The organism is Guptibacillus spartinae, assembly GCF_028610625.1.
Lineage (GTDB): Bacteria > Bacillota > Bacilli > Bacillales > Guptibacillaceae > Guptibacillus > Guptibacillus spartinae.
The window spans coordinates 437825-461489 of the sequence record NZ_JAQQWU010000003.1 but is presented as its reverse complement, the minus strand read 5'-3'; the positions used below and the strand labels follow the sequence as shown (position 1 = coordinate 461489).

At 35.6% G+C, this 23665-nt stretch carries 26 protein-coding genes and 2 pseudogenes; 7 read left to right on the top strand and 21 right to left on the bottom strand.

Annotated elements, in window-relative coordinates; all coding sequences use genetic code 11:
• Positions 1-443: 443 nt before the first annotated feature.
• Positions 444-1007: a GNAT family N-acetyltransferase gene (locus tag PQ511_RS08935; RefSeq protein WP_273851540.1), complete on the bottom strand. Its 564-nt coding sequence runs from the start codon at positions 1005-1007 to the stop codon at positions 444-446.
• Between the two features lie 115 nt (positions 1008-1122).
• Here PQ511_RS08935 and PQ511_RS08930 point away from each other — a divergent pair, with 115 nt between their 5' ends.
• Together PQ511_RS08930 and PQ511_RS08925 are read left to right on the top strand one after the other, a co-directional pair.
• Positions 1123-1980, top strand: coding sequence for a LysR family transcriptional regulator (locus tag PQ511_RS08930; RefSeq protein WP_273851539.1), 858 nt, complete (start codon positions 1123-1125; stop codon positions 1978-1980).
• A gap of 282 nt (positions 1981-2262) precedes the next feature.
• On the top strand, positions 2263-3501 hold the full coding sequence (locus PQ511_RS08925; protein ID WP_273851538.1) for an MFS transporter: 1239 nt from the start codon (positions 2263-2265) through the stop codon (positions 3499-3501).
• On the opposite strand, the gene PQ511_RS08920 is transcribed toward PQ511_RS08925, so the two are convergent.
• From PQ511_RS08920 to PQ511_RS08895, 6 genes and pseudogenes are all read right to left on the bottom strand, one after another.
• Positions 3436-4245 (bottom strand): helix-turn-helix transcriptional regulator, encoded by an 810-nt coding sequence (locus tag PQ511_RS08920; protein ID WP_273851537.1) that lies wholly within the window; start codon positions 4243-4245, stop codon positions 3436-3438. The two genes, PQ511_RS08925 and PQ511_RS08920, sit on opposite strands and share 66 nt — an antisense overlap.
• Before the next feature lie 358 nt (positions 4246-4603).
• Positions 4604-4996: a hypothetical protein gene (locus PQ511_RS08915; RefSeq protein ID WP_273851536.1), complete on the bottom strand. Its 393-nt coding sequence runs from the start codon at positions 4994-4996 to the stop codon at positions 4604-4606.
• Positions 4997-5068: 72 nt separating this feature from the next.
• A pseudogene (locus tag PQ511_RS08910) lies at positions 5069-5365 on the bottom strand (IS1595 family transposase); the annotation flags it as partial.
• A gap of 238 nt (positions 5366-5603) precedes the next feature.
• A complete protein-coding gene (locus PQ511_RS08905) occupies positions 5604-5861 on the bottom strand; it encodes a GNAT family N-acetyltransferase (RefSeq protein WP_273851535.1) in 258 nt (85 codons plus the stop codon).
• 149 nt (positions 5862-6010) lie between these two features.
• On the bottom strand, positions 6011-6586 hold the full coding sequence (locus PQ511_RS08900; RefSeq protein WP_273851534.1) for a histidine phosphatase family protein: 576 nt from the start codon (positions 6584-6586) through the stop codon (positions 6011-6013).
• Positions 6587-6662: 76 nt separating this feature from the next.
• Positions 6663-6833 (bottom strand): GNAT family N-acetyltransferase, encoded by a 171-nt coding sequence (locus PQ511_RS08895; RefSeq protein WP_273851533.1) that lies wholly within the window; start codon positions 6831-6833, stop codon positions 6663-6665.
• A 645-nt stretch (positions 6834-7478) separates the two neighbouring features.
• On the opposite strand from PQ511_RS08895, the gene PQ511_RS08890 reads away from it, so the two are divergent.
• Complete coding sequence (locus PQ511_RS08890) at positions 7479-8084, top strand: hypothetical protein (protein ID WP_273851532.1); 606 nt, start codon at positions 7479-7481, stop codon at positions 8082-8084.
• A gap of 558 nt (positions 8085-8642) precedes the next feature.
• Positions 8643-9008: pseudogene (locus PQ511_RS08885) on the top strand (transposase); the annotation flags it as partial.
• Positions 9009-9021: 13 nt separating this feature from the next.
• Here PQ511_RS08885 and PQ511_RS08880 read toward each other — a convergent pair.
• From PQ511_RS08880 to PQ511_RS08840, 9 genes are all read right to left on the bottom strand, one after another.
• Positions 9022-9312, bottom strand: a complete 291-nt coding sequence (locus PQ511_RS08880) for a hypothetical protein (protein ID WP_273850636.1) — start codon at positions 9310-9312, stop codon at positions 9022-9024.
• A 113-nt stretch (positions 9313-9425) separates the two neighbouring features.
• Complete coding sequence (locus tag PQ511_RS08875; RefSeq protein WP_273851531.1) at positions 9426-9623, bottom strand: hypothetical protein; 198 nt, start codon at positions 9621-9623, stop codon at positions 9426-9428.
• A gap of 171 nt (positions 9624-9794) precedes the next feature.
• Positions 9795-10676 carry a DUF4367 domain-containing protein gene (locus tag PQ511_RS08870; RefSeq protein WP_273851530.1) on the bottom strand — a complete coding sequence of 294 codons (882 nt, stop codon included), beginning with the start codon at positions 10674-10676 and terminating at the stop codon, positions 9795-9797.
• Complete coding sequence (locus tag PQ511_RS08865) at positions 10669-11193, bottom strand: sigma-70 family RNA polymerase sigma factor (protein ID WP_420541676.1); 525 nt, start codon at positions 11191-11193, stop codon at positions 10669-10671. Before PQ511_RS08865 ends, PQ511_RS08870 begins: the two co-directional genes overlap by 8 nt.
• An 856-nt stretch (positions 11194-12049) precedes the next feature.
• Positions 12050-12904, bottom strand: a complete 855-nt coding sequence (locus PQ511_RS08860; RefSeq protein ID WP_273851528.1) for a DUF6843 domain-containing protein — start codon at positions 12902-12904, stop codon at positions 12050-12052.
• A 168-nt stretch (positions 12905-13072) separates the two neighbouring features.
• Positions 13073-13468 (bottom strand): hypothetical protein, encoded by a 396-nt coding sequence (locus PQ511_RS08855; protein WP_224600455.1) that lies wholly within the window; start codon positions 13466-13468, stop codon positions 13073-13075.
• Between the two features lie 140 nt (positions 13469-13608).
• Positions 13609-14169, bottom strand: coding sequence for a hypothetical protein (locus tag PQ511_RS08850; RefSeq protein ID WP_273851527.1), 561 nt, complete (start codon positions 14167-14169; stop codon positions 13609-13611).
• A gap of 50 nt (positions 14170-14219) precedes the next feature.
• Positions 14220-14690, bottom strand: a complete 471-nt coding sequence (locus PQ511_RS08845; protein ID WP_273851526.1) for a GNAT family N-acetyltransferase — start codon at positions 14688-14690, stop codon at positions 14220-14222.
• A 274-nt stretch (positions 14691-14964) separates the two neighbouring features.
• Positions 14965-16968, bottom strand: coding sequence for a hypothetical protein (locus PQ511_RS08840; RefSeq protein ID WP_273851525.1), 2004 nt, complete (start codon positions 16966-16968; stop codon positions 14965-14967).
• Positions 16969-17347: 379 nt separating this feature from the next.
• Between PQ511_RS08840 and PQ511_RS08835 the strand changes: the two genes are divergently transcribed.
• Positions 17348-17644, top strand: coding sequence for a hypothetical protein (locus PQ511_RS08835; RefSeq protein WP_273851524.1), 297 nt, complete (start codon positions 17348-17350; stop codon positions 17642-17644).
• A gap of 61 nt (positions 17645-17705) precedes the next feature.
• On the opposite strand, the gene PQ511_RS08830 is transcribed toward PQ511_RS08835, so the two are convergent.
• Positions 17706-18428 (bottom strand): YebC/PmpR family DNA-binding transcriptional regulator, encoded by a 723-nt coding sequence (locus PQ511_RS08830; protein ID WP_273851523.1) that lies wholly within the window; start codon positions 18426-18428, stop codon positions 17706-17708.
• A 191-nt stretch (positions 18429-18619) separates the two neighbouring features.
• Between PQ511_RS08830 and PQ511_RS08825 the strand changes: the two genes are divergently transcribed.
• Positions 18620-19636, top strand: a complete 1017-nt coding sequence (locus PQ511_RS08825) for a DmpA family aminopeptidase (RefSeq protein WP_273851557.1) — start codon at positions 18620-18622, stop codon at positions 19634-19636.
• Between the two features lie 42 nt (positions 19637-19678).
• On the opposite strand, the gene PQ511_RS08820 is transcribed toward PQ511_RS08825, so the two are convergent.
• On the bottom strand, positions 19679-20437 hold the full coding sequence (locus tag PQ511_RS08820; protein ID WP_273851522.1) for an SDR family NAD(P)-dependent oxidoreductase: 759 nt from the start codon (positions 20435-20437) through the stop codon (positions 19679-19681).
• 98 nt (positions 20438-20535) lie between these two features.
• Here PQ511_RS08820 and PQ511_RS08815 point away from each other — a divergent pair, with 98 nt between their 5' ends.
• Positions 20536-20904 (top strand): MerR family transcriptional regulator, encoded by a 369-nt coding sequence (locus PQ511_RS08815; RefSeq protein ID WP_273851521.1) that lies wholly within the window; start codon positions 20536-20538, stop codon positions 20902-20904.
• Between the two features lie 34 nt (positions 20905-20938).
• On the opposite strand, the gene proB is transcribed toward PQ511_RS08815, so the two are convergent.
• The 3 genes from proB to PQ511_RS08800 all read right to left on the bottom strand — a co-directional run bounded on the left by proB (position 20939) and on the right by PQ511_RS08800 (position 23657).
• Positions 20939-22039 (bottom strand): glutamate 5-kinase, encoded by a 1101-nt coding sequence (gene proB / locus PQ511_RS08810; RefSeq protein ID WP_273851520.1) that lies wholly within the window; start codon positions 22037-22039, stop codon positions 20939-20941.
• A gap of 167 nt (positions 22040-22206) precedes the next feature.
• Positions 22207-22410 (bottom strand): hypothetical protein, encoded by a 204-nt coding sequence (locus PQ511_RS08805; RefSeq protein WP_273851519.1) that lies wholly within the window; start codon positions 22408-22410, stop codon positions 22207-22209.
• 209 nt (positions 22411-22619) lie between these two features.
• The gene (locus PQ511_RS08800; protein ID WP_273851518.1) at positions 22620-23657 is read right to left on the bottom strand and encodes a ribonucleotide-diphosphate reductase subunit beta; all 1038 of its coding nucleotides are present in this window, start codon (positions 23655-23657) and stop codon (positions 22620-22622) included.
• Positions 23658-23665 lie beyond the last annotated feature (8 nt).

Genomic DNA, 23665 nt, shown 5'->3' with positions numbered 1-23665 from the left:
TCTTATCAAGGAGAGAGTTACCGCTTAACAAACGCATTATCTAAAAGAAAATAAAGAGAAGTATTCCGGGTGACAAACCTCTGCACTTTTCTTTGCATTTTCCTGCACTTTTCTATTGCAAAATACACAACAAATCATACTCGTCATACTTTATAGCCATATTTATTCCACCCTATTATTATATTTTTTTGTTTTTTTCACAAAAATAACATCTCCACCAGAGTACATCTATTTAACCCTTTCTATGTTATCTCAAAACTAATTCTTCAATAAACTGTCTATATCTTCAGTTCCAATTATTCAAATCATTGAGATACACTAAATCTTTTATTTCACATTAATCGGAGCCTATCTTATTACAGATAAGCTCCGAGATTGTTGAAGATAATTATTCAACTTATACTCCATTTAGCACTAGTGAAAAATTCACAGGAAAATTACATTTACTTATTCCCCCAACCTAATGCATAAACAAGATGTTCAAAAGTATCTAAATCATGGTGTCTTTGAAGACCATTCTTTTCTACGACTTTAAGTGATGAGATATTACTAGAACGGACTCTTGCTACAATGGGAATATTAGATAAATAATTATTTCTCATAACAACAGCACACTTTGCTAGTTCTGAAGCATATCCATTTCCCCATGCCGTTGGTGAAAATCTATAATATAGGTTTAAGACATCTCTATCCTTCCAACGTATGCTTTTAATACCACCAACGCCTATTACCTCTGGATCATTCGGTAAAGTAACCATCCAATATCCAAACCCATATGTATTCCAATCTAATTGCCATCCATTTATATTTTCAGTTGCCTCTTCAATATGCTCCATCGGTCCTGCTGGTCTAAATTGATTGGTTCTTGGGTCACTTTCGATTTGGAAAACATATGGTGCATCTTCTTGACAAGGTTTTCTAAGCAGTAGTCTATCGGTTTTAACTTGTTCAAAATGATGTTGAATAAACTCTTTCACATTATTATTCTCAGTAAAGGAATTTGTCATCTATAACCCTCCCTCTTATTGATATCTATTATAGTTCAGATTAGTATTATAGATAAAACGAAATTATAGATAATTATAATTGAGTTATTCAATAATGAGAAAGGTGTAAAATTCTATGGACTTTGAACAGTTAAAAACGTTTCTAACAGTTGTGGATGTAAAGAGTTTTTCAAAAGCTGCGGAGATCTTGCATATAACACAATCAACAGTTACAACAAGGATTCAAACGGTCGAAAGTTTTTATGGTGGCTCTCTGTTAATCCGAGATAAAAAAGCAATTAAACTTACTCCACTTGGTATAAAACTATTTCCATATTTAAATAGACAGATGGACTTATGGGCTAAATCAAAACAAGTTGCTCTAGAAGTCTTGGAATCGCCTACTACGTTCACGCTTGCGGGTACTTACTCCATCTGGAGAGAAAATATTATAGATGCCATTAAACAAAGCCTCTCTCCTGTACATACTTTAAAGTTAATAACCGAACACTCTTCAGTAATAATTGACAAAGTCTTGGATGGCACTATTGATATAGGGTTTGTATATAATAAACCTATTAATAAAAACATTAATTCTTTTACTATCATTGAGGATACAATTGGTTTATATGCCCCAACAGATATACCAATAGATTCTATCGAAAATATTAGAGAGCTTAGTGAACTCCCTTGGATTCACTTGAATTGGGGATATGATTTTGAAACATGGATAAAAAATGAATTTGAACCTAATTACCTTGAACCACTAATTGAGGTCGGTCATAGTGATTTAGAGATCAAGTTAATAAATGAGCTGAAAGGGATAGGCTTTTTACCTGATGGAATGGTAAAAAATACGAATTTAAAATTCAAAAAAATACCTATCACCAACCAAAAGACTTTTCCCAAACAGAAGATACATCTTATTTACAAGAAGGTTCGAGAAAATGAGGATATACTTAATAACATCATTGCGAAATTCTGTAACTACTAAATTGTGATAATATACTTCGGTAAAAAATAGAAGTCAATACACTAACGAAAAGCCAACGCCCAAAGTCGGTGGCTTTTCTAATATGGAATACTGTTTAATTTTGAAAGGACCCACGAGCCGTATCCCTCTAATAATCCTACCTAACTATTTTACACAATCGCTCCGAGATTGTTGATTACCTATTATAATTTGCTACTCTATAGAAATATTGTTTTTATTTATAACAATAATCAGACAGACGTTCACTTCATTTCTCCTTAAAATAGTGATGAGGTGATCATGATGTACAAAAAATTATGGAAAAATAAAAATATCCGTTATTACTTACTTGCTGGAGGAGTCTCTCGACTTGGGGATGTTCTTTCTGGAATGGCTTTTTTGTTTTTAGCGTATGATTTAACAGGTTCCAACCTTCACACTACTGGGATGGCTATGGCCGAGACATTGCCATACCTTCTATTTGGATTAATAGGTGGCGTTATGGCTGATTGGTTACCTAAGAAAAAATTATTAGTTTATCTCGATCTTGCTCGCATTCCTCTCATCTTTTCAATCGTATGCTTGTATTATATGGATGTACTTTCCTACTTCTATTTATTAATGGTGAGCTTTCTCATCCAAAGTATAGGGTGTTTTTTTAACCCGACTCACCGATCCGTTCTACCTTCTATTACAACAGAAAAGGAACGCACAAATGCGAACAGCTTATATGACACATTAACTCGAGGCGTAACCGTCCTTAGCCCCTTTATAACTGTTTGGTTACTACACACCTTAGGAGCTATACACTTTTTCACCCTAGACGCCATAACGTATGGCATTAGTGCTTTATTTATTTATAGAATACAGTTGAAGGACTCTAAACCAATTGTTAAGAAATCAATTAAAGGAGTCTATCGCTCCATTCTCGAGTTTGCCTCCTGGGTAAAGGCACACGCTACAGTAAGACAATTATTTCTTCTCACTTTTGTTATTGTTTTTTTTAACACGTGGGTGTGGGAAGTAGGGCTCTTGCTTGCATTGTCAGAAATGAGCTTACAAAGTGAAGAACTCTATAGCATTTTGCAAGGAGTATTTGGTGGCGTTGTTATTTTAAGAAATATCGTTTTGCCCTATTTTATTAAAAGAATGACTCTTCACATCTACTTAATAGGATCGTTGATTTGGGGTACAGGAATTACATACTATGGACTCTTATATGATATTAAACATTTTTTTATTGGTTGCGCTATCGTTGGTATAGGGCTACCAATTGCTGGCCTAACTCGTGTTTATCTTCTTCAGACACTTGTGCCAGAAGAGAAAATGGGTCGCGCTTTTAGCTCCAATGCTGTCTTATTATATTTTTCCAACACCCTGTCCTTAGGTTTATATGGAATCTTAGTTATGTTTATTTCAATTCAACATTTAATGATAGGTAGTGGGTTACTCATTGTCATGCTAAGTATTGGAGTTTTACTTATCAAAACCGTGAATCCTGCGAAATTCTGTTGGCGTCTTCCGATAAATTTTCTTAAATAACTGGTTATAAGAAGAGACACTTTTAAACCCATTATTAAAAGCTATCGAAATAATTGGGTCATTGGAATGTAATAAGGAGTGTTGCGTTCGTAATAGACGATAAAGTTGCAACCATGAATAAGGAGAGAGACCTAGCTCCTCTCTAAAAAGGTGTGCAAATTGATATTTGTTTAGTCTTGCAACCTTTGCCATCTCATCCAATGTCCAGTCTTCACGGTAGCTTTCTTTAAAAGCATTTATGACATCATTAATGTTATCCTTACTTTTTATCACTGGAAACTCTACTTGATGAGATCCCGCACCGTATTGCATCATCATAATGGACAGCTGGGTCAGACTGTTATCAAGAAAAAACTGATTGACCACTGAGCCAGCTGCTTCATTTAGTGATAAAAAATTTCGAACAAACGTCACCCACTGTTGAATTTGAGGATGTTTATAAGAAATCAAAGAAAATTCAGGAGATGTAACGATGCCCATCTGTTCTGACGCATCTTGCAACATAGATGGTTGTATCTCCACAAGAAATTTTTCCTTTATTGACCTGATTTGTTTATGAACTTCATTAGGATTCAATATTAAGAACTCATCTTTATCGATGGATATATCACCATGATTAGTCTGATAATATCCTTTTCCAAATGGAGAAAAAATTAATTTATAACATTCATCACTTCTCCAGGATCGCTCACCTAATTGGTCATTGCGCATAAGTAAAAGTCCTTTATCATTATCAAGTATCATTAGTTAAGCTCCTAATATAATAATGAGTGTTCATATTCTAAATAACCTTTCACTTAATTACCATTCGTGAAAAACACTTCCATTTACCAAAAGAACAGTACAATTGTTTAAAATCGAAATTAATAGATTTCAAAATTCTTCCCTCAACCTACTTAACTTCTAATACCAATTATTTCAAAAGAATACGCATAACTCAATCTTTTAGTCATATTAAAGAGCCTATCTTATTAAAGATAAGCTCCGAGATTGTAGGAGACTTGGTCTCAAGATATCTTTATGAAAGGCTGTTTTCGTAAACTATGTTGCTTTTATATATATAAAAAGGAATTTTCACAAATCCCCTTTTTTACTAATTTTTTTAGCGTACAAGAGGATAACCAATATAGTTAAAAGTTTTCATGTCGGCAAAAACAACTACAAAGTTCGGTTCGGACTTTCCATATTTAGGAAACGTAATCCTATAAACTTCTTTTCCTCCGTATGATTTGTCCTTAACTTCACTCATCATATTCTCTTCTAATGTTACTTTTGATACATTGCCATCTTTCCATGTACCTTTGATACTTTCCTTTTGTTGTTTAGATAATTGATTCCAAACAACTTTTCTTACATTTTTTTGATTACTACTTTTTTCTTGGGTATTAACCGTGTTTTGGTCATTATTATTATTTGCTTGTCCGTTTTGATTAGAGCAAGCGAATAATCCTAATATGAGAAAAGAAGAAAGGATAAATAGAACGTTTTTTTTCAAAATCAACACTTCCTCATTTAATTAGACTACAATTCCTATTATACGTTTCACATACAAATCTTCCCTATGTAACTATGCACTTCTCAGCATTTGACCTGTTGAATAATTCGATTTTTGACAAGCTGAAATAAGCATGCGCTCTACTCGTTTATCAAATGCTAAACCCTTCCCTCATACCAACCAACGGAACCAATAGAAAAAGTTGTCCAAATAATGAGTTCCTACTCCTCGGAAACGTTCCAACCACCCTTTCAAGCAAATGTGGAAATTATTAACATACTGAACATGATAGAGGCCCTTCTTCACACGTTGTTTTAAGCGTTCATTAACCGTTTCGTGTAGGAGTTCTCGTAAGCCTGCAAATGGCTTGCTTATTTGTCATATCGTTGAATGTTTTTAGGCAATCTTTACATAAGTTTCGTTGGCGTGTACGATATTTGCCATTAGAAAAGAAAGCATACCGTTTAATGTATTCATCGTATTCAGCAACTAACATCATTGACTTCTCAAATCTATTAATCATTGTATCCTCTGAATTTGCTTCCTTAAGGTTTTCTTTTGAATATCTAGAGGAATAAATGAGCTATTTGTATTTTCCCAAGTGAGCTTAGCTAACCCTTAAAGTAATCGTCCTTACAATCTCATTTTTCTTTTTGGTTACTATGGTTAGAGGGTATTCAAGTCCCTTTTGAATTTGTTTTGGTTGTATGGCAATCCACTCTTCGGCAAGTTCTAATTCGTATGGATGAGGAAGACCAAGAATGGTAGCTAATTCTTTGTTATTTGCCAGCTCCTTTATTCTGCTTGCATCTTCTTTATTAAATGGCTGCAGATTTAACCGTTCAGTTTCTAACTTCAAAGACATAGTATAGTACCTTCTTTTCTACGAGATTTCCCTCTAGGATATTGTTTCAGGTCATTCAATACCAATTATTTCAAAACGATGACCTTAAGGCAATCCATAACTGAAGAAAAAGGGAGCGAATCTTTATTAAAGATTCGCTCCGAGTTTGTTTAATACTGAATTCTTATCCAACCAGCATCCTTGGGAAAGTCATCTCTAGTAAGTAATCGTTTTGAGATTAACTGGCGATAGGATGTGATCGTTCCATCGTGTGACACGACATAAATATTCCCTTTCTCTTCTTGCTTGCACCCTCTCAAGAATTCTTCTCCAATAATCCGAAACTCTTTCTCTGGTAAAGTATTTATACCATCTTTCCAAAGCTCTTCAGAAACCTGGTGATCTAAATTAAATTCAGGAAATACCTTTTCAATGTTCTCCCGTTTCATCATTACGTCACAAGGAAGCGTTCGCCATTCTTGTTTTTGTGGAAACATTCTTGGAGAAACCAGGGGACTAACAATTGCTTTAACTTTCGCACTTCCTATCCATATTTGAGCAGTTTCTAGCGTTCTTTGAGTAGGACTTATAATGAGCGTGTCTTCACTTTTCAGATGAAAAGTATCTCTTAATAAATATGCTTGCTCTTTTCCTTCTTTTGTTAGAGAAGGATTTTTTATATGTAAACTATTAGGTGTATCTAGTGTATGCTGTCCTTGACCATGTCGTACAAATATTAGTTCCATAATTCCCTCCCTAAACTTATTATTTACTCTTTAATCGCTCCGAGATAATGGAAGAGTATTATTTATAATGAAATACTCATAGAAATTGTTCTGTTTTTTTAAAGCCTAGATTTTCATATATCTTAATTGCTCGATTTCCATCAAAAACGCTTAAACGAACTTCAGAGTATCCTTCTTGTTTTAATTGTTCAAAACCAGTTTTAATCAATTGTTTTGAGATACCTTTTCCTCTGCATTCCTCTATCACAAATAATTCAGAAATAAATCCTAGTTTCTTATCTGAAAACTGGTCTTTACTCCCTCCTAAAAGATGAATCGGCTACACTGAGTTAGACAAATAAATTAAGGTTAGATAGCCTTGTTTAAAACCTTTATTGAGGAGTAGTGCAGACGAAGAGGAATGACGGTTGACACAGACATAGGAGAAGTTACCCCCATTATAAAAAATGGTATGTACTACTATATTTATTTCAAATAGGAATTTGTTGTCGAAATAAATATCTGAAATGTCGAAACAATCATATATACAATTCTCCACTTTTCATCAATAATGTAATTATTAGGAAGGGGAGGTTAAATATGTAGGGTAGAAATAGAAAGCAATCATATTGTCCGCTTCACTTTCATTGATCGTTACAATATTTCCAACTCTAGCTTTTGCAGCGAGCAAATCAACAGGTGAATTGAAAGGATATGCAAATTGGGATGGAGCACTTATACAGCAAAGATACTTACGCAAGAGCCCCAGTCAAATCAAGCAATGCCGAGGCGAAGAGCGTATATTTTTTTTAAAAACATTAAGTAGTTAAGAGAAAAAAACTAATTCGACTCGAATATCACGTAATATATTAATAGGTTTGTACAAAAATACTTTTTTGAGGAGAAAGATGAAATGAAGAAGATTGTAATTCTATTGCTTATGTTTTTACTAGTTTTCACCTCATTTTTAGGTTCTACTAATACTTCTGCAAACGCGGAGGAAGAAATTTTTAATGAAGCTGATGTTCAAATTGAAGACGAACCTTCAGCAGCTCCTGTATTTTACCCAGATGAGCCATTCCTTTACGAGGATACAAATGGAACATTAAAAACTGGAAATGAATCTGATATTGGAACTAATTCAATCATCCGAACTGTTAAATACTCCAAAGAAAATGTTTCAACTTATACAGAATGGTCCTCTTTTAGAAGAGTATCAGATAACGTTGTTACAGGAAATTATACCGGTTCGATTCGCTCGGACAGATCAACTACATTTTCTGTTTCTGCTGAAGGATCATATTCAAATTTAGGATTTTCATTATCAAAAACAGTTACTAGTTCAAAGAGCTACACTTTAAATGTACCTAAAAATTCTAGGGTTTATATGGGGTATAGAGTAAAGTATAATGTAGAAAAAGGAACCAGAGTAACCAAAACAGGAAGTGTAGTTAGGTCTAAATCACCCTACATTGTTAAAACTCCTTCTTATGGTGAGTATAAACTTATTAGTTATTAAAAATTAACGAAGAAAAGGAATAACTACCTATGAATTTTAACCTACAAAGAATATTAGGTTTTATAATAATAATTATAGCGATTATATGCTTGATAGTTATTTATAGGTCTCCCGATATGTTAATACCGGCAGGATACGACTTAGCTATCGATGGATATGTCATATCAAAAAACATTCTATTGTTTATTATTTGGATCCTAATAGCACAATTAGGCTTTTCCCTAACTAAAAATTCAGAAAACAAAAAATAATAAGTTTATGGTTTTAGGCTGTCGAAACTTTAACGACAGCCTGTTTTTTTGTATCTTTTCCTTCTAACATCAATTTTGTTAGGAGTATTAATTATTCAAAACAAGTATTAAGAATTAGTGAATCATCGCTTTGTTTCACGTTCATATTCATAATTTTCATCTTCTAGATCTCGCTGAAATTCTGTTCTGCCCAACTCACTATCAATCTCATCCAGTTCAACATCATATTGACCTTTTTGTCCCCAAGATCACATTACATAACTTTGATGCTCTAACTCTTCTTCCTTTTCTAAATCGATCTGCCACTTTGATTTCTCAAATTCTTGATCAGATTAAGCGTTTCAATCGGTTAAAAGAAGATTTCATTTCGAATGAAGATGAAGATGAAGATATAAAAGATGCCTTTACCAGCATTGGGGAAACTCGTTTTAAGGAAGGATTAGGCTGCCTACATTGTGGGAGCGTAAAATTAAAACGAAACGGAAAGTCCAGAGGAAGACAAAGGTATCTTTGTCGTGATTGAAGCAAGTCTTTTAATAACATTTCAAAAACCTCACTTTCAGGAACGCGTTATCTCGGTAAATGGGCGAAATACTTTAAAATGATGGTAGATGGATACCCCTTGTGTAGGAGACATTCCTCCCTACTTATTAAAGACTCGCTCCGAGATTACTTAATAAGTACTTTCATTGTTCTATTATTTCTCCACCCAAAAATTTTGTCTGGCAATAAGGACAACGATACACATCATTTAGATCAAGATCGATATCAAATCGTAGTGGCAATCTTCTTTTGCAAACCGGACATCTCCATAAAGTAAAGGATATGATAAAGAAGATCACTAAAAGAGAAGTACCTGGAATGGCCAGCCACCAACTCCCAAAAATACTTCCTATAATGCTCAAGGTTAAAGAGAGAAATAAAGCGGCTAGTGAAATCTGTCTATATTTCATAATATCTCTAACTCTTTTTGCCACTCTACCCCTCCTTTTATTATTAAAATGACTGGATAGCGCCTTCAGATTCCCAAAATTGAAACGTTACATTATTACTCAACTTTTGCTCCGAGATTATGGAACATTGATATTTGTTATGATTGTTTCCAACCACTGGTTTGTATCCTTAGAACAGAAGCCATTACCCCTATGAGGCAAAAGATAATTCCTACTGGCAAGATGATGAATAGTAAAAGGTCCGGAACTATTTCAAGGTACGGTAGAATTGTACATACCGGAACTGCAACGGTCAGGGTTGATAAGATGATCAAATCAAGTTTTTTGGTATTCAAATAATAATCCTCCTAGGGCATAAAGTAGTTCGATTTACATCTCATTTTAATAAAAATGATTAATACCAATTATTTCAAATAAGAGCTAATAAATCCATCTTTTTCACTAAAAAGAGCCTATCTTATTATAGATAAGCTCTGAGCTAACGGAGGAAACAACCTTTGGAGTATCTAACTGTTCCTTTGTCTTTCAACCATAGACAGTAATACTTTTTCCATTTCTTTTTTTGATAAATTGTCTGCACTCATTATTATTTTGTATCCCTTTTCCGGAAGTGTTACCCTCATTCCAGTAAAGTTCTCTTCAGTTTTAACATAGAAAAACTCAATTCCATTTAAAGAATATGATTCGGATTCTTTAGCATCCTTCCAGGTATATTCTTCTAAACCATGTTTTTTATCTATTCCTAGCTGGTCTGTCGAAAATTTATATTCTCCATTACTAAAGTCTAATTCAATAACGGGTTCCTCTCCTTTTTTTTCGATAGAGAAACTTTCGTTATCCTGTCTATACCCTTCTGGTAAATAGGTGGGTGTTGTGATCGAGTAACTTGCCAATTGTTGAGCTTCCTTTAGTGCAAATTCACTTTCGTAGGAACGCTCTAATTCCATAATTCGGTGTAATCTCGCTGCTTCTTCACCAGTAGGTTCTCGATTCTCTTTTCGTATTTCACTCTGTATCTCAAATTGCTCTTTAAGTAATTGAATATAGGCTGCAAACTCTTCTTCTGTTAAAACCTCTTCAGCCAATGCTAAGCTTTGGTCAAATAAATGATAAAATTCTGGGTCCTTCTCGAGATGAGCTTCTTCAAAGTTTTGTCTAGAATCAAATAGTTGATTAAATAATGTTTCAGCAGCACCGGCAATATATGAACCACCAAAAGTAAATCCTGTACCCAGGATCATTACTGAAGCTACCGCACCAAGAAGCCATTTTGGGGTTCTTTTCTTTTTCATTTTTTCACTTTTGGCTTGATGAACCCCTAAAGAAACTCGGTTATTTATTTCATTCGGGATTTCAATCTTTTTGAATTCTTCCTTTATGTTATTCACCGATACGAACCTCCTTAAAATTTTTTCGAAGTTTATGTAATGCGCGATATAGGACTGACTTCGCTGTTCCTAATGGTAAATCCAAAAAATCCGCAATTTCTTTAAATGAATAGTCTTGATAGAATCTTAAAATGACGATGCTTTTTTCAACTTCATTTAACTGATCGAGTAAATCTTGAAGAGTAACTGAGAGGGAAACATCCTCATCCTCTGAACCGAAGAATTCTTCGTACTCTGGCTTTAATTGAATTACCTTTTTATTCTTTCTAATTAAATCAATCGAACATGTGATAGCTATTTTGGTTAACCAAGTTTTAAAATACTCCGGATTTTTTAATGTATCGATCTTTTTAAAAGAACGATATGCCACCTCCTGGATCACATCCAAAGCATCATTTTGATTTTTCACATAAGCATAGGCTATACGGTAAAGATCTTCTTGATATTGCTGAAAAAGCTTAAGAAAGGCTTTTTCATCTCCTTCTTGAGCTTTTTTGACTAATCGATTAATGATTATCACCCTCTCTTTGTTTCTTCTATCTATTAGACAAACGAAAGCTACATTTGGCTCAATTTATTTTACTTTTTCTCTATATTATTTTTTAAAGGAACTATTCATTTATCTCGAAGAAAAATCCACCATCAAAAAAAGACTGACATATATAGATTGTCAGTCTTTTAATCATAGCTCTTTCAGTTACAGCACCCAAGCTTTATCGAAACTGGTTCTTCTAGAAAGGAGCCTATCTTATTACAGATAAGCTCCGAATACAAAGGGGAAATGGTTATCTCCGTTTAGATAAATCTTAAGTATATTATTAAAAACCTATTAATTCTCCAATTTTCAGATCCAATCTATATATTATAAAACATAATGATAGAACTATGATGGCAGTGATAGGCAGATTATACAATCGTTTTGTAAGTAACGTTCGATCAATCATAAAAAAGGTTACAGCCGGAATCAAACTTGCAAACCCTATTAAGGTACCAGCAAACATATGTAGCATAGCAGCAATATATACTTCTTTGCTTCTAATAGTAATTGAAATCGAATTTGCTAAAGAATCACTTATAAATGAAACAGGTAGTCCGCAAATATAAACTCAAAAAAAAAGCATAACAAATATTGAGGAAATGTCTTCTATAGGGGAATTAACGTGATTACTTGAAAATGAATTAGTTTGAAAAACAGCAACTAAAAGATATATACCTGTTAAAAGGATAATAGTTGCAGACGCTGCAAAGATTTTTCTCACTACTATTTCTTTGTAAGTAACTTTTTTGCTCAAAAAACCCCTCCAATTGCGTTGCAATATATATCTTTCGTTTTTGATAATTCTCTAATCAATGTCTCACTGTCATTCTTCATCTTAATAAAATAAATCAGAAAGGATCTGCTCTTCTTGTTGTTCATAAAGTTCACTTCCTTTAAGTACAAAAACCTCTCCACAATTGTTTTTTGTTACTTGAAGGGTTTCATATTCGATCTCCTTTTCTCCATCCAATTGATAGTTTCCAAATTGGCTACGATACACACAAGACTGATCAATTTCGGTTTGTTCACCTTCACTATTGACATAATAATACGTATCTTCCAATAAACCATGTGGTTCATGTGATGAAGTTCGAGCTTCTCCATAGTAACCATTTTTAGAGATTTGAATCACTTTTTGTCCATCTACTTTTTCCAGATCAGGTTCACCTGCCATATTGTACCTAACGAGAATAGCACCCTCATACCCTTCTGGAATAAGATACTGTCTATTCGTCTTTTCTTCTAAATCAAGTTGAGTAAACCCCCATAATCCAACTAAGAGAACAAGAATAAATAAGCTGTTACCCAGTAATAATTTTAGATTGAACTTTCTACGCTTTCTGTGTTGCCATTCTTCAATTGCAAAGAATAGTGCGGCAACTATAACAGCAAAAAAAGACAAATCTTCAATGAAAATATACGTGGCGAGAGCTAAAGAAATATGTATAAACGCTGCGATGATAAAGCGAAATGCTGGTATCTTATTAGATATCCAATCTGATAATAGTGATACAGGAATGCCATATACCAGATTACCGAACCCGGTAAATATTAGAATGATCACAATATATCCAATATCTTCTTCCGTACCAAGCTCACCACCCGAATATGTAAGTCCGTCTATTAAGCATGCTGTGGTTAAGAACAACGTAGAAAATAAAGCTGATAGTAGTTTTGTCTTCATACTCATAACTGCATACACCTCTGATTCAGCATGTGAAATATTTCACATATATTGTATCATAAATAATGGTTCATTCTACCAAATTAAAGAAAAAAGATAGCATAGAAAAAAGCGCTCACTTTTATTAAGTAAACGCTCCGATTTTGTGTAAGAAGTAAAACTAAACTTCTTCCACTACTCTGTTAGACCGAACCCCATAATATGATCAGTATAAAGAGCATAACTATCATACTCAATGACATTGTCAGGGTTAGCAAATGGAACAATCTTTACATTACTCAAAACGAGCATCCCGTTAAAGTTTGTCACGCTTCCTTCATTTATTAGAGGGAACATAGTATCCTCAGATTTCAATAGCGCCTTATCAAGTAAAGTCATCTTGCTCTCATTTGGCTCTGCGGTATTTAGTTTATCTGCAATGATTAAGGAATTTGATGTAGTGATTTGAATCTTTCTCTGCTCCTCCACTCCATCTTGCATGTCCTCTACTAGGCATTGTGCCGTCATTATCGATAATTTCTTCATGTCGTGTCCTGGGTTTAATTCATGACCTGTAAATTCAACTTTCAAAATATATCCCTCCATTTATTCATTTTTCCAATACCAATTATTTCAAAATATTTCTGAAAAATCCATCTCTTATACAATAAAAGAACATATCTATTTCGAGATATGCTCCGAGATAACGGAATAACTTTTTTAATCAACTATTAAAAACGGTACTCTAAAATCCCACCTATTTCCTCCGAATCTTTAACTCTTCTAATCTTATTGTGGAGACAATTTTGATTGTATGGTTTGTCGAGTAACAAGACCTCAATTCCATTATCTGCTAGGTTCATTGCGTGATCAGGGTGGTCCTCAATAAATAGTGTAATATCTCTCAGATCAGCACACTCCACTTTGCCATTTCGATATTGTGAAGCACATACTACCTCTTTTACTGGTAACTGGTTCACTTCAGTCCAACGTAAAGCAGCTTCTATCCAGTCGTTTGGGCGTCCTGTAATTATTGTGAACTTTGCCTCCTGAGCCGCATTATTTAAAACTTCTTTTACATATTGATAAGGCTTTTCAATATGAAGTTCAGCTTGGTTATTTGAAAAAAACTCTATGAATTCATCAAATGTATAGCCATATAAATCCGAAACTCCATATTCTTTAATATCTTCATAAATCAGATCTTTTTGATGCAATGCATTTAACAACCTAACAATTGATTTCCTCATATCAATGAGAGTGTCATCAAAGTCTAAGCCTATATGTATCAATTTTTTCCTCCCATATTAGTTATTGTCATTTTGTATATTGATGATGGTATTTAAGTAAGTGGCTTTGACATATCCATCATATCTTTAAACCCTAGATTTCCATAAACCTTTCTTCCAGTGGAACTTGTCCATAACCTTGCTCGGATTGCCCCATTTTTTTTAAGCCATCCACAAGTTTCATCGACTAATTTATAAGCTAGCCCATTATTCCGATGATTTTCTTTCGTATATACTGCTATCACCCAACCAAAAAGGCTCTGTTCTTCTGCAAGCGGATATGAATACTCTGTCCTAATCAATCCTCCTGAACAAGCAACAATATTATCATCGCTATCGATGGCAACTCTGAATACTAAATTACCTAATTCAAATTCTTTTAGAAATAAGCTCTTAACTTCCTCAAGCCTCTGTACATCTGGCTTTGGAATGCCATCTATATCTCCCATTTCACAGGCCATTTTGTACCAAAAGTCAGCCATAATAGGAATTTCTTTTTTAGTATTCCATCTTGTTTCATACATTCTATTACCTCCTAATAAACAGGATATATGACTATATTTCTACAAAACTCTATTTTTCGATCAATTCCAATTATTTCAAAACCTAACCAGTTACTCAACTATTTTTTGAAAGAAAAAGGTGTAATTCCTTAATCAGAAATTACACCTAATTGATGAAGAACATTCAATCACTTATACGCATTATGTTATTGCAGAATCGCTCCGAGATAACAGAAGACTCGATATCGAGATGTTTCTTAATTAAAGGCACCCGTTTGTTTAATATCAATTAAAATTAATTATTCATAAAAACAAACGACTCTTTGTTTAGTTCACTACTCCCAGAAGCCCTTCTCTCGCCTTCATTATCCACTTGTTTTGTTTTCTTCTTACCTGAATAAATCCCAATCTTCTGCTGTTGAATGTCTATGATGCTCTTTACAACTGCTTGTATCGAAAAAATGAGAAGAACATATAAAACAAGAACCGGTACAATCAGCCAATATCGCTCAGTCATGATACCCATACGCATGGTTTCAAACATTCCAGTCCATTCGTAAGTTAATGACTGTGAAGCCACACCGCCACTCCTTACCCCTCCTCCTAAAAGTATTCTAAACACACTTAAATGCATTAGAACTTGAAGTGCTTGAATCATTTGTTGTCCAAAAAGGTGGACTAGCTTCGGAAAGAGATGAACTGTTATATGTTGAAATAAGAGTCTACTTTTACTTCCGCCTAATAAAATGGCTGCTTGTGCAAAGTCTCTTCTCAAGATTTCTTCAGCTTCACGACCAATTGTATTTAATACAACAGGGATAGCAAATAAAACGAGAATGCTAACTTCCAATATGATATTAGACGTCATAACAGATTCAGCAAAAAGTCTTTGGTCTTCATCAAAAATCAAAACATTTACTAACAAAATATACGCAATGAGAGAAAGAGGGAGGAATTGCATCCCATCAGCAATGTTATTAATAACTTTTTTAGATCGATTTCCTAACCAAAAAAGATAAGGTATTGAGAGCGCGTACCCAATAAAAATTCGTAAAAACGCAATCAATGCAGTAAGAAGAATGGTGTACTTCGCACCAACGATTAACTTACTTAAAATAGGATGACCATGCGTATCTGACCCTAACAGTAATACTCCGTCACCCGGCGGATGAGGCGGGTCATGATAAGTCCCTTGTTCACCTTGGATTATTCCAATGGTACTCACTGGAACTTCTGCAATATAGCTATACATAAAGCTTGTGATTGTGATCCCTAACAGATAGATCAGTGCTATTACAAACTTAGGCTTTTTACACAGAGATACAAAAAAACGTCCCATTTTGTTTATTAATGAAAAAATATGTATACCACGATTGGCTAGGCTTTTAGAATTCGTGGAGAATAGTTTCATACCACTCATGGAAACTCTTGAATCATTAAACTCCTCAGCTTGTTTCACATTGAAAATCCATTCTAGAACACTATAAATGATATAAAATGGTGTAAAAATTAGAATGAGAGTAATCGCTATGATAAACGGTCGAGTATCAAAAAAGATTAATCGAACGATACCATAGAAGTTATGTAAATACTCTATAACCAACAAGCTGGATAGTGTGATCCACACGATTGGCTTCGATTGAATCACCAGACTTATTTTAATATTCCTTAAGCAGTGCCATATCAAAACATGCATTCGACTAAACCCTTTACTTCTTACGTACTGAACATAATCTTTCTTCCATTCTTCCTCTAACAAAAGCAAAAATGCCCGATAAAATAAGACTGTCGGTAAGATACATAAAGATAAAATGGGAGACAAATAGATTTTCTCACCTAGATAAGCAAATTCAAACAGTAAAATATCAAAAGTCTTATAAATCCAGACTACAAGCATTTGCAGTAAAAAAATAAAAAGAATGTCAGGTAACGCTTCCAAACCATTTAACACAGTATGAATGGCATGTTTCATCTTATGAGGGAAACCAAAAGTTGATAGGGCACACATCATTCCAAGAACAATAGCAATCACTAATGCAGCAAAAAGAATCGTCATGGAATAAAGGTAGTTGTCGAATATATAGGAAAACAACGGCTTCTCTACTAATTGGTGACCGACATATTGTTGAAAGTGCCAATTAGAAGGAGTAATGATTGAAAGGATGACGTCCCATAGATTATAAACGTAGAGACTTATATTCAGTTCAAATCCATCTGTAAAAAAAACAGTCATACAACTAATAAATATGATCCCTACAATGCCTACTATGTACTTGTAGAACACTTCAAATAACTTCATTTCCCACCACCTTAAAACCACTCAACTTTGAATTTAGCAGTTAAATATTCCTATATATTGTATACGTCTGACAATTAAAAAAGTTTCATTCTATAATAAAGTGGTTTATTTAGATGTATAAAATATGGATTTCTACTTAACGGTTACGAGAAATTATTCACACGTAAGTATAACGCTTATCTTGAATTCAAGTCTTCCATTAAACTGCCCTTTAATTGAACAAGTCCTGTATTAACCTTCACCATTAATATTAACATAATATTCCATAAGCTAACTGGACTTATCAATCCTAATATGAATTTCCTCAAGCCTACCCGTTTAAGAAATTCATAAAAGCAAATACTAGGATCAAACCCTTAAACTGGAAAGGAATTTATTCATGACATTCCCTGTTGTCCATACAAACTTTTGGGACGCTGTTCTTGCGATCCCTTTAGTCATGATCCTCACACAGCTCATCAAGATTTTCACGCCAATCCCTCGTACTTTTGTTCCTACGCTTGCAATTATCTTAGGACTTCTCATATCCGTCTTTTATAGTCATCGTCATCACCTTGTTGCTGGCTTGTTTATGGGATATTTTTACGGATACGCGGCGATTGGAAACTATGCATCACTAAAGACAACGCTTCTTGCCTATAAAAAGAAAAGAAGAAAAAAAGAACATTTTTCATAAGTGAATTTTGTTCCATTCTAAAAAGGGGGCATCCGGTTTCCGGAAGCCCCCTTTTGTCTTTTTATTCTTCACCAAGATCTACATTATGGTAGACCTGCTGTACATCTTCCAATTCTTCAAGCGCATCGATCATTTTTAAGAACTGCTCCTGATCTTCTCCTGAAAGTTCTACGTCATTTTGGGCAAGCATCGTAAGCTCTGCTACGGTAAAGTCAGTAATGCCTGCATTCTTGAATGCTTCCTGTACCGCGTGAAACTGATCTGGTTCTGCGTAAACGATTACGACATCATCTTCTTCCATAATGTCACGAACATCAAGGTCTGCTTCCATTAACAGTTCAAGTACTTCGTCAGCAGATTTGCCCTCAATTCCGAATACGGCTGTTGCATCAAACATGTAAGCAACAGAACCGTTTACACCCATGTTTCCGCCATTTTTTCCAAAAGTAGATCGAACATCTGATGCAGTACGGTTCACGTTGTTTGTTAACGTATCAACAATCACCATGGATCCGCTTGGACCAAATCCTTCGTAACGAAGCGTGTCGTAATTCTCATCCGCTCCACCCTTCGCTTTCTCAATCGCACGGTCAATGATGGCTTTTGGTACGTTATACGTTTTCGCACGTTCAAGAACTAAGCGCAGCGCCTGGTTTGCTACTGGATCCGGTTCCCCTTGCTTTGCGGCTACATAAATTTCACGACCAAATTTGGCATAAATTCGACTTGTATTCGCATCCTTGGATGCTTTCTTTTCCTTAATGTTATTCCATTTACGACCCATTTTGTTTCACTCTTTTCTACTAGTTATCTGTTCACATATTCTCTATACGTCTCGTTAATTATATCATATTTTCAGTTAACATTTGTTTTAGGGACTTGGATCAACTAGAAATAATAGTAAACTATTAGAAAAGGGGAGTGATATTTTTGCGTCAGAAACGATTACGAGATTTCGGAGTCATAATAGGAGAAATGAAGCCTGGCGAAAGAAATGCTATTACTGACGTTGAGGGAGTTACTGTTGGCCATACAACAATACATGATGGCAAGGTACAAACTGGCGTAACAGCCATCCTTCCCCATCAAGGAAATCTGTTTCAACAGAAAGTCATTGCATCGAGCTATGTGCTTAATGGGTTTGGTAAAACAATGGGGACGATTCAGCTGAATGAGCTTGGTACGCTTGAAACACCAATTATTTTAACGAATACGTTAAGTATCGGAACGGCTGCTGATGCCGTGTTTGAATATATGCTAGAACAAAATCATGAAATTGGCGATACAACTGGAACCGTAAATCCTGTTATTGGTGAATGCAACGACATGTTTTTAAATGATATCCGAGGACAACACGTCCAAAAGCATCATGTTCATGAAGCGATCGCAAATGCTTCGACTAGTTTTGAAGAAGGTTCCGTTGGGGCTGGTAGGGGAATGCTTTGCTATTCGTTAAAAGGCGGGATTGGGACGGCTTCGAGAAAAGTAAAACTCCAGCATGGAACCTATACCATCGGTGTCCTGGTTGTGACCAACTTTGGTATCCTTCGAGACCTACATATAAATGGAAAAAAAGTCGGTAAGAATTTAAAAGAAGCTCTTCTTCATTCTTGGGAAGAAAAAGATAAAGGATCGGTTATGGTAATCATTGCTACAGATCTCCCCGTTTCAGAGCGTCAGCTTCATCGCATTATTAAACGAACATCTACAGGATTAGCTAGAACAGGATCGATTATCACAACTGGAAGTGGCGAGATTATCATTGGCTTTTCCACCGCGAACAAAGTTGCCCATCAGTATCAACCGCAAACTCAAAAACTCGAAACCATTCATGAGGAAGAAATTGATACCGCTTTTCGTGCCGTTGGTGAAGCGACAGAAGAAGCGGTGCTTAATTCGTTAGTAACAGCGACTCACGTGATTGGCCGGGATGAGAATGAGAGACCGACGCTAATGGATTCACTTCAGAAATTCAGTATGAAGCTTACATGAAAAAAATCCTCCTGTCACGACGACAGGAGGATTTTCATATCTTTAGCGGTTACGGGCGACATACGGATAAATTGGATTTTTTAATTGAAACTCGTATGTGTTGCCATCAACGATCCCAACGACTTGATTGCTATCGTAAAGATCTAGCATGAAGTCTGCCATTTCCTTCGCTGTGTGGTACTGCGGTACTGTTCCTTCATATTCAAAGTGATCGACGTCCATTGAACGGTTCGCAAATTCGGTTTCTGTTGCTGCTGGTGCCAATACTTTCGCCTGCATTTTCGCACCCTGTCCTTGTAGCTCCTGAGCAAGTCCTTCAGTAAAGGCACTCACAAAGAATTTCGTTGCACAATACGTCACGGCATCAGCTACGATCGTATAGCCACCTCCAGAGGAAACGTTAATTAACTGCGTTCCTTCGACATTTGCATAATCGCGAACAAACAAGGATGAAAGAATCGTTAGTGCTTCATTATTCAAACGAAGCATCGTTTCAATTTTAGGAAGCTTCTGTTTGCCGACAGGATCGAAATTACCGAAGCCAGCATTGTTGATAAATGTTTCAATTTCAATATTTTCAAGACTTTCATAGAAAGCATAGACGTTTTCGTTAAGTGATAGATCCGCTTCACGAATAATCACATCAAGATCAGAATTAATCTTCTGTACTTCGCTTTTCAGCTCTTCCAATTTCTGAGTTCGACGCGCGGCAATCACAAGGTTCTTTCCGCGGGCTGCAAATGCGAGCGCTGCTTCATATCCAATCCCAGAACTTGCTCCTGTAATAACAGTGTACTTCATGTTAATCCCTCCACTTATTCATTATGATACAATCTTATTGTAGACGTTTGAGTGCACTCTAAGTCAAACGATAATAAATAAATTTTTGAGGTGATCGGATGTACTCAATAAGTGAAGTTGCCGAAAAAGTAGATATTAGCGCCCATACCCTTCGTTATTACGAAAAGGAAGGGATTATTTCTCCCGTTCGTAACGCTCATGGTATAAGAGAATTTGACGAACAACATTTGAAGTGGTTACACTTCGTAAAAAAATTAAGAGAAACCCAAATGCCGGTCTCTCAAATCAAAGAATATACGCATTTATTTCTTGAAGGAGAACACACGGCGAACGAGCGGTTAAGACTTCTTGAAGAGCATCAGCAGTTTATTCGTGATCAAATTGAGACACTGCTTGCAACGGACGAAATGCTAACAAAGAAGATTTCAACCTATAAAGAAATAATGAAAAAATCTTTGATGAAATAACAAAAGTTCCATTCCATTTGGAATGGAACTTTTGTTATCTCATTCCTACCCATTGATCCCGATGAATCACTTCAACAATTGGTTCGCAATCAGGATTACACCCTTCTTGGTCATCTTTAATAACATTTTCCAAGAAAGCAGATGAATATCTCACCTGCCCTTTTCCTAGTTTCCCGTTCTTTCCTAGTACTTCGACCACATCTCCAACACCAAAAGTTCCGACAACAAGATTGATTCCACTATAAAGTAAACTCTTTCCTTTTCGTACAATAGCCTCTTCTGCCCCTTCATCAATAAAAAGTTGACCAGATATGTCTGAATGCATGGCAATCCATTGCTTTTTAATTGAAAAAGAGGATGGTTTTTCCCGATAAAGATACGTCCCGTCTCCTCTACCAGAAAGTATACGAAGTAATTTTTCTTTGCCCGTTTCATGACCTATAAAAATTCGCACGCCTAAGTTTAACGCTGTTTGGGCTGCAATCAGCTTTGACTTCATTCCACCCGTTCCTACATTAGAACCAGCTCCACCTGCTTGTACAATCATTCTTTCACTTATCTCTGTGAGCGAATGATATTTAATGGCATCCGGGTTGGTAGTAGGATTAGAATCGTAAATACCGTTCACATCTGTTAAGATGATTAACTCATTCGCATGGATTAACCCGCTCACAAGGGCTGAGAGCATATCGTTATCACCAAACTTTAGCTCCTCTGTCGAGACCGTATCATTTTCATTAATAATCGGCATCACACCTCGTGATAGTAATTCAGACAGCGTATCGAACGCATTTTTATATCGTTCTTGATTCGAGAAGTCTGGCCGAGTTAATAGCACTTGTGCCACGAAGATGTTTCGCTGATTAAATTCTTCAATATAAGATTTGATTAGTAAACTTTGTCCTAAAGCAGCTGCAGCCTGCTTTCCCTTTAATGTAACTGGTCTTGTGGGATACCCTAACTGTTTAAATCCCGCTGCGACGGCGCCTGACGATACGAGAACCACCTCATGGCCTTCTTGTCTAAGTAGCGTAAGGGCATCCACGTGCTCTAATAGCTTATTTAAATCGATCTCACCGCGCCCATTTGTCAGTGAGCTACTCCCAATTTTCACTACAATCCGCTTCTTCCCCATACGCTCTCTCTCCTTATATAACCACGTTCATAAATGGTGATGAAATTTCTAAAATTTTAACATAAATCAAGAGAATTGTATTGCTTTGTGCCACTGTAATCGTTCTAGATGTGGCTCACATATTAAAAAGGACTCTACTATTTAAGGTTAGAGTCCTTTTTAAATGCTTAAACGTAAGATGGTTCGATCGTTGGGGTCCCTAATAGCCTCCAAGTTTGTGGTTTATAATCAGGTGCGCAATATTGGTGAGATAATACGTTCCATTCCTCCAATCGTTTTTGATCTTCATAAGCAACCCATTCCTCTAGCTTGTCAGGGACAGTATCCTCCATATCGATGGCCATACTGACGGGGATAATGACTTTTTGCATAGCTATTAAAAACATAGTGTTGATCGTATTGAGTGAGGCGTTGATGGTTCCCTACTGGCGGAAAACCTGCAGATTGTTGATGATTGTAATGGTTAAACAAAGAGTCATCCTCCTTTTTTTATAGTTCATTACTAATTTAGTAGGAGAACAACTGATTTGTGCTTACGTTACACTTACAAGGATGGAGGACCATTCCTTTCGCTCGCTATTTAGAGATCATCAAACCCATTATCATCTGACACTTTTGTATACTGACGCGACTTTTGTTCAAAGAAATCACTTTTACCGGCATTTACATCTGCATACGCTTTGATCCATCTCATTGGATTCTCACGATGCCCTTCAAAAGGACGCTCAATGCCAAGCTGGTTCACACGCATATTGGCCATGAATTTAATATAGTCGCTTAGTTCACTCATCGTAATACCAGGAAAACGATGACCAATGATATATTCTCCCCACTTGATTTCAAGCTCTGCCGCTTTACGAAATGTGTTCGTAATGAAAGCATGATTTTCTTTCGTATTAAGTTCAGGATGCTCTTTGAACAGTTCCTTCACAATGTTTATGAACAACGTGACATGAAGCTGTTCATCACGATTAATGTAGTTAATCATTGTTGAAGTTGACACCATCTTTTGATTACGGGCAAGGTTATAAAAGAAAGCAAACCCGGCATAGAAGAAAAGTCCTTCAAGAATAATGTCATACACGATCGATTCAAATAACGTTTGCGGTGATGGATCTTGCACGAACGTTTCATATCCTGAAGCAATAAATTGATTCCGCTCTAAGAGCACCTCATCATGTTTCCAGTATTCGAAAATTCGATCCTGCTCCTGTTTATTGACAAGTGATGAAAGAACGTAGCTATAGGACTGATTGTGCACAACTTCCTGAAAGGAAAGCACCTGCATGAGTGCAGATAGGCTTGAATCTGTTAAATAATCTGCTACTTTACTTGAATAGTCGGTTTGAATTGAATCTAGAAAAGCGAGAAGTCCAATGATTTTCTTAAACGTATCTTGCTCATCTTCACTTAATGCGTCCCATTGCTTTACATCGTTTGACATGTTGATTTCAAACGGTGTCCAAAAGTTACCTAACATATTTTTATACATTGGATACGCCCAGCTAAAGCGGACATCATCCCAATTTAGAACATTTGAGCTCTCACCGTTTATAATGCCCGTCGAGCTATTGGGTGCCGAAACGTCATAGAGTTTTCTTTTCTGTATTGTCGCCATTTAGAAAT

Coding starts and splice junctions, on each gene's coding strand:
- PQ511_RS08935 (WP_273851540.1), bottom strand. CDS start 1,007: ATGACAAATTCCTTTACTGAGAATAATAATGTGAAAGAGTTTATTCAA.
- PQ511_RS08930 (WP_273851539.1), top strand. CDS start 1,123: ATGGACTTTGAACAGTTAAAAACGTTTCTAACAGTTGTGGATGTAAAG.
- PQ511_RS08925 (WP_273851538.1), top strand. CDS start 2,263: ATGTACAAAAAATTATGGAAAAATAAAAATATCCGTTATTACTTACTT.
- PQ511_RS08920 (WP_273851537.1), bottom strand. CDS start 4,245: ATGATACTTGATAATGATAAAGGACTTTTACTTATGCGCAATGACCAA.
- PQ511_RS08905 (WP_273851535.1), bottom strand. CDS start 5,861: ATGTCTTTGAAGTTAGAAACTGAACGGTTAAATCTGCAGCCATTTAAT.
- PQ511_RS08900 (WP_273851534.1), bottom strand. CDS start 6,586: ATGGAACTAATATTTGTACGACATGGTCAAGGACAGCATACACTAGAT.
- PQ511_RS08890 (WP_273851532.1), top strand. CDS start 7,479: ATGAAGAAGATTGTAATTCTATTGCTTATGTTTTTACTAGTTTTCACC.
- PQ511_RS08860 (WP_273851528.1), bottom strand. CDS start 12,904: ATGAGTATGAAGACAAAACTACTATCAGCTTTATTTTCTACGTTGTTC.
- PQ511_RS08845 (WP_273851526.1), bottom strand. CDS start 14,690: ATGTATGAAACAAGATGGAATACTAAAAAAGAAATTCCTATTATGGCT.
- PQ511_RS08840 (WP_273851525.1), bottom strand. CDS start 16,968: ATGAAGTTATTTGAAGTGTTCTACAAGTACATAGTAGGCATTGTAGGG.
- PQ511_RS08835 (WP_273851524.1), top strand. CDS start 17,348: ATGACATTCCCTGTTGTCCATACAAACTTTTGGGACGCTGTTCTTGCG.
- PQ511_RS08830 (WP_273851523.1), bottom strand. CDS start 18,428: ATGGGTCGTAAATGGAATAACATTAAGGAAAAGAAAGCATCCAAGGAT.
- PQ511_RS08825 (WP_273851557.1), top strand. CDS start 18,620: ATGAAGCCTGGCGAAAGAAATGCTATTACTGACGTTGAGGGAGTTACT.
- PQ511_RS08820 (WP_273851522.1), bottom strand. CDS start 20,437: ATGAAGTACACTGTTATTACAGGAGCAAGTTCTGGGATTGGATATGAA.
- PQ511_RS08815 (WP_273851521.1), top strand. CDS start 20,536: ATGTACTCAATAAGTGAAGTTGCCGAAAAAGTAGATATTAGCGCCCAT.
- proB (WP_273851520.1), bottom strand. CDS start 22,039: ATGGGGAAGAAGCGGATTGTAGTGAAAATTGGGAGTAGCTCACTGACA.
- PQ511_RS08805 (WP_273851519.1), bottom strand. CDS start 22,410: ATGCAAAAAGTCATTATCCCCGTCAGTATGGCCATCGATATGGAGGAT.
- PQ511_RS08800 (WP_273851518.1), bottom strand. CDS start 23,657: ATGGCGACAATACAGAAAAGAAAACTCTATGACGTTTCGGCACCCAAT.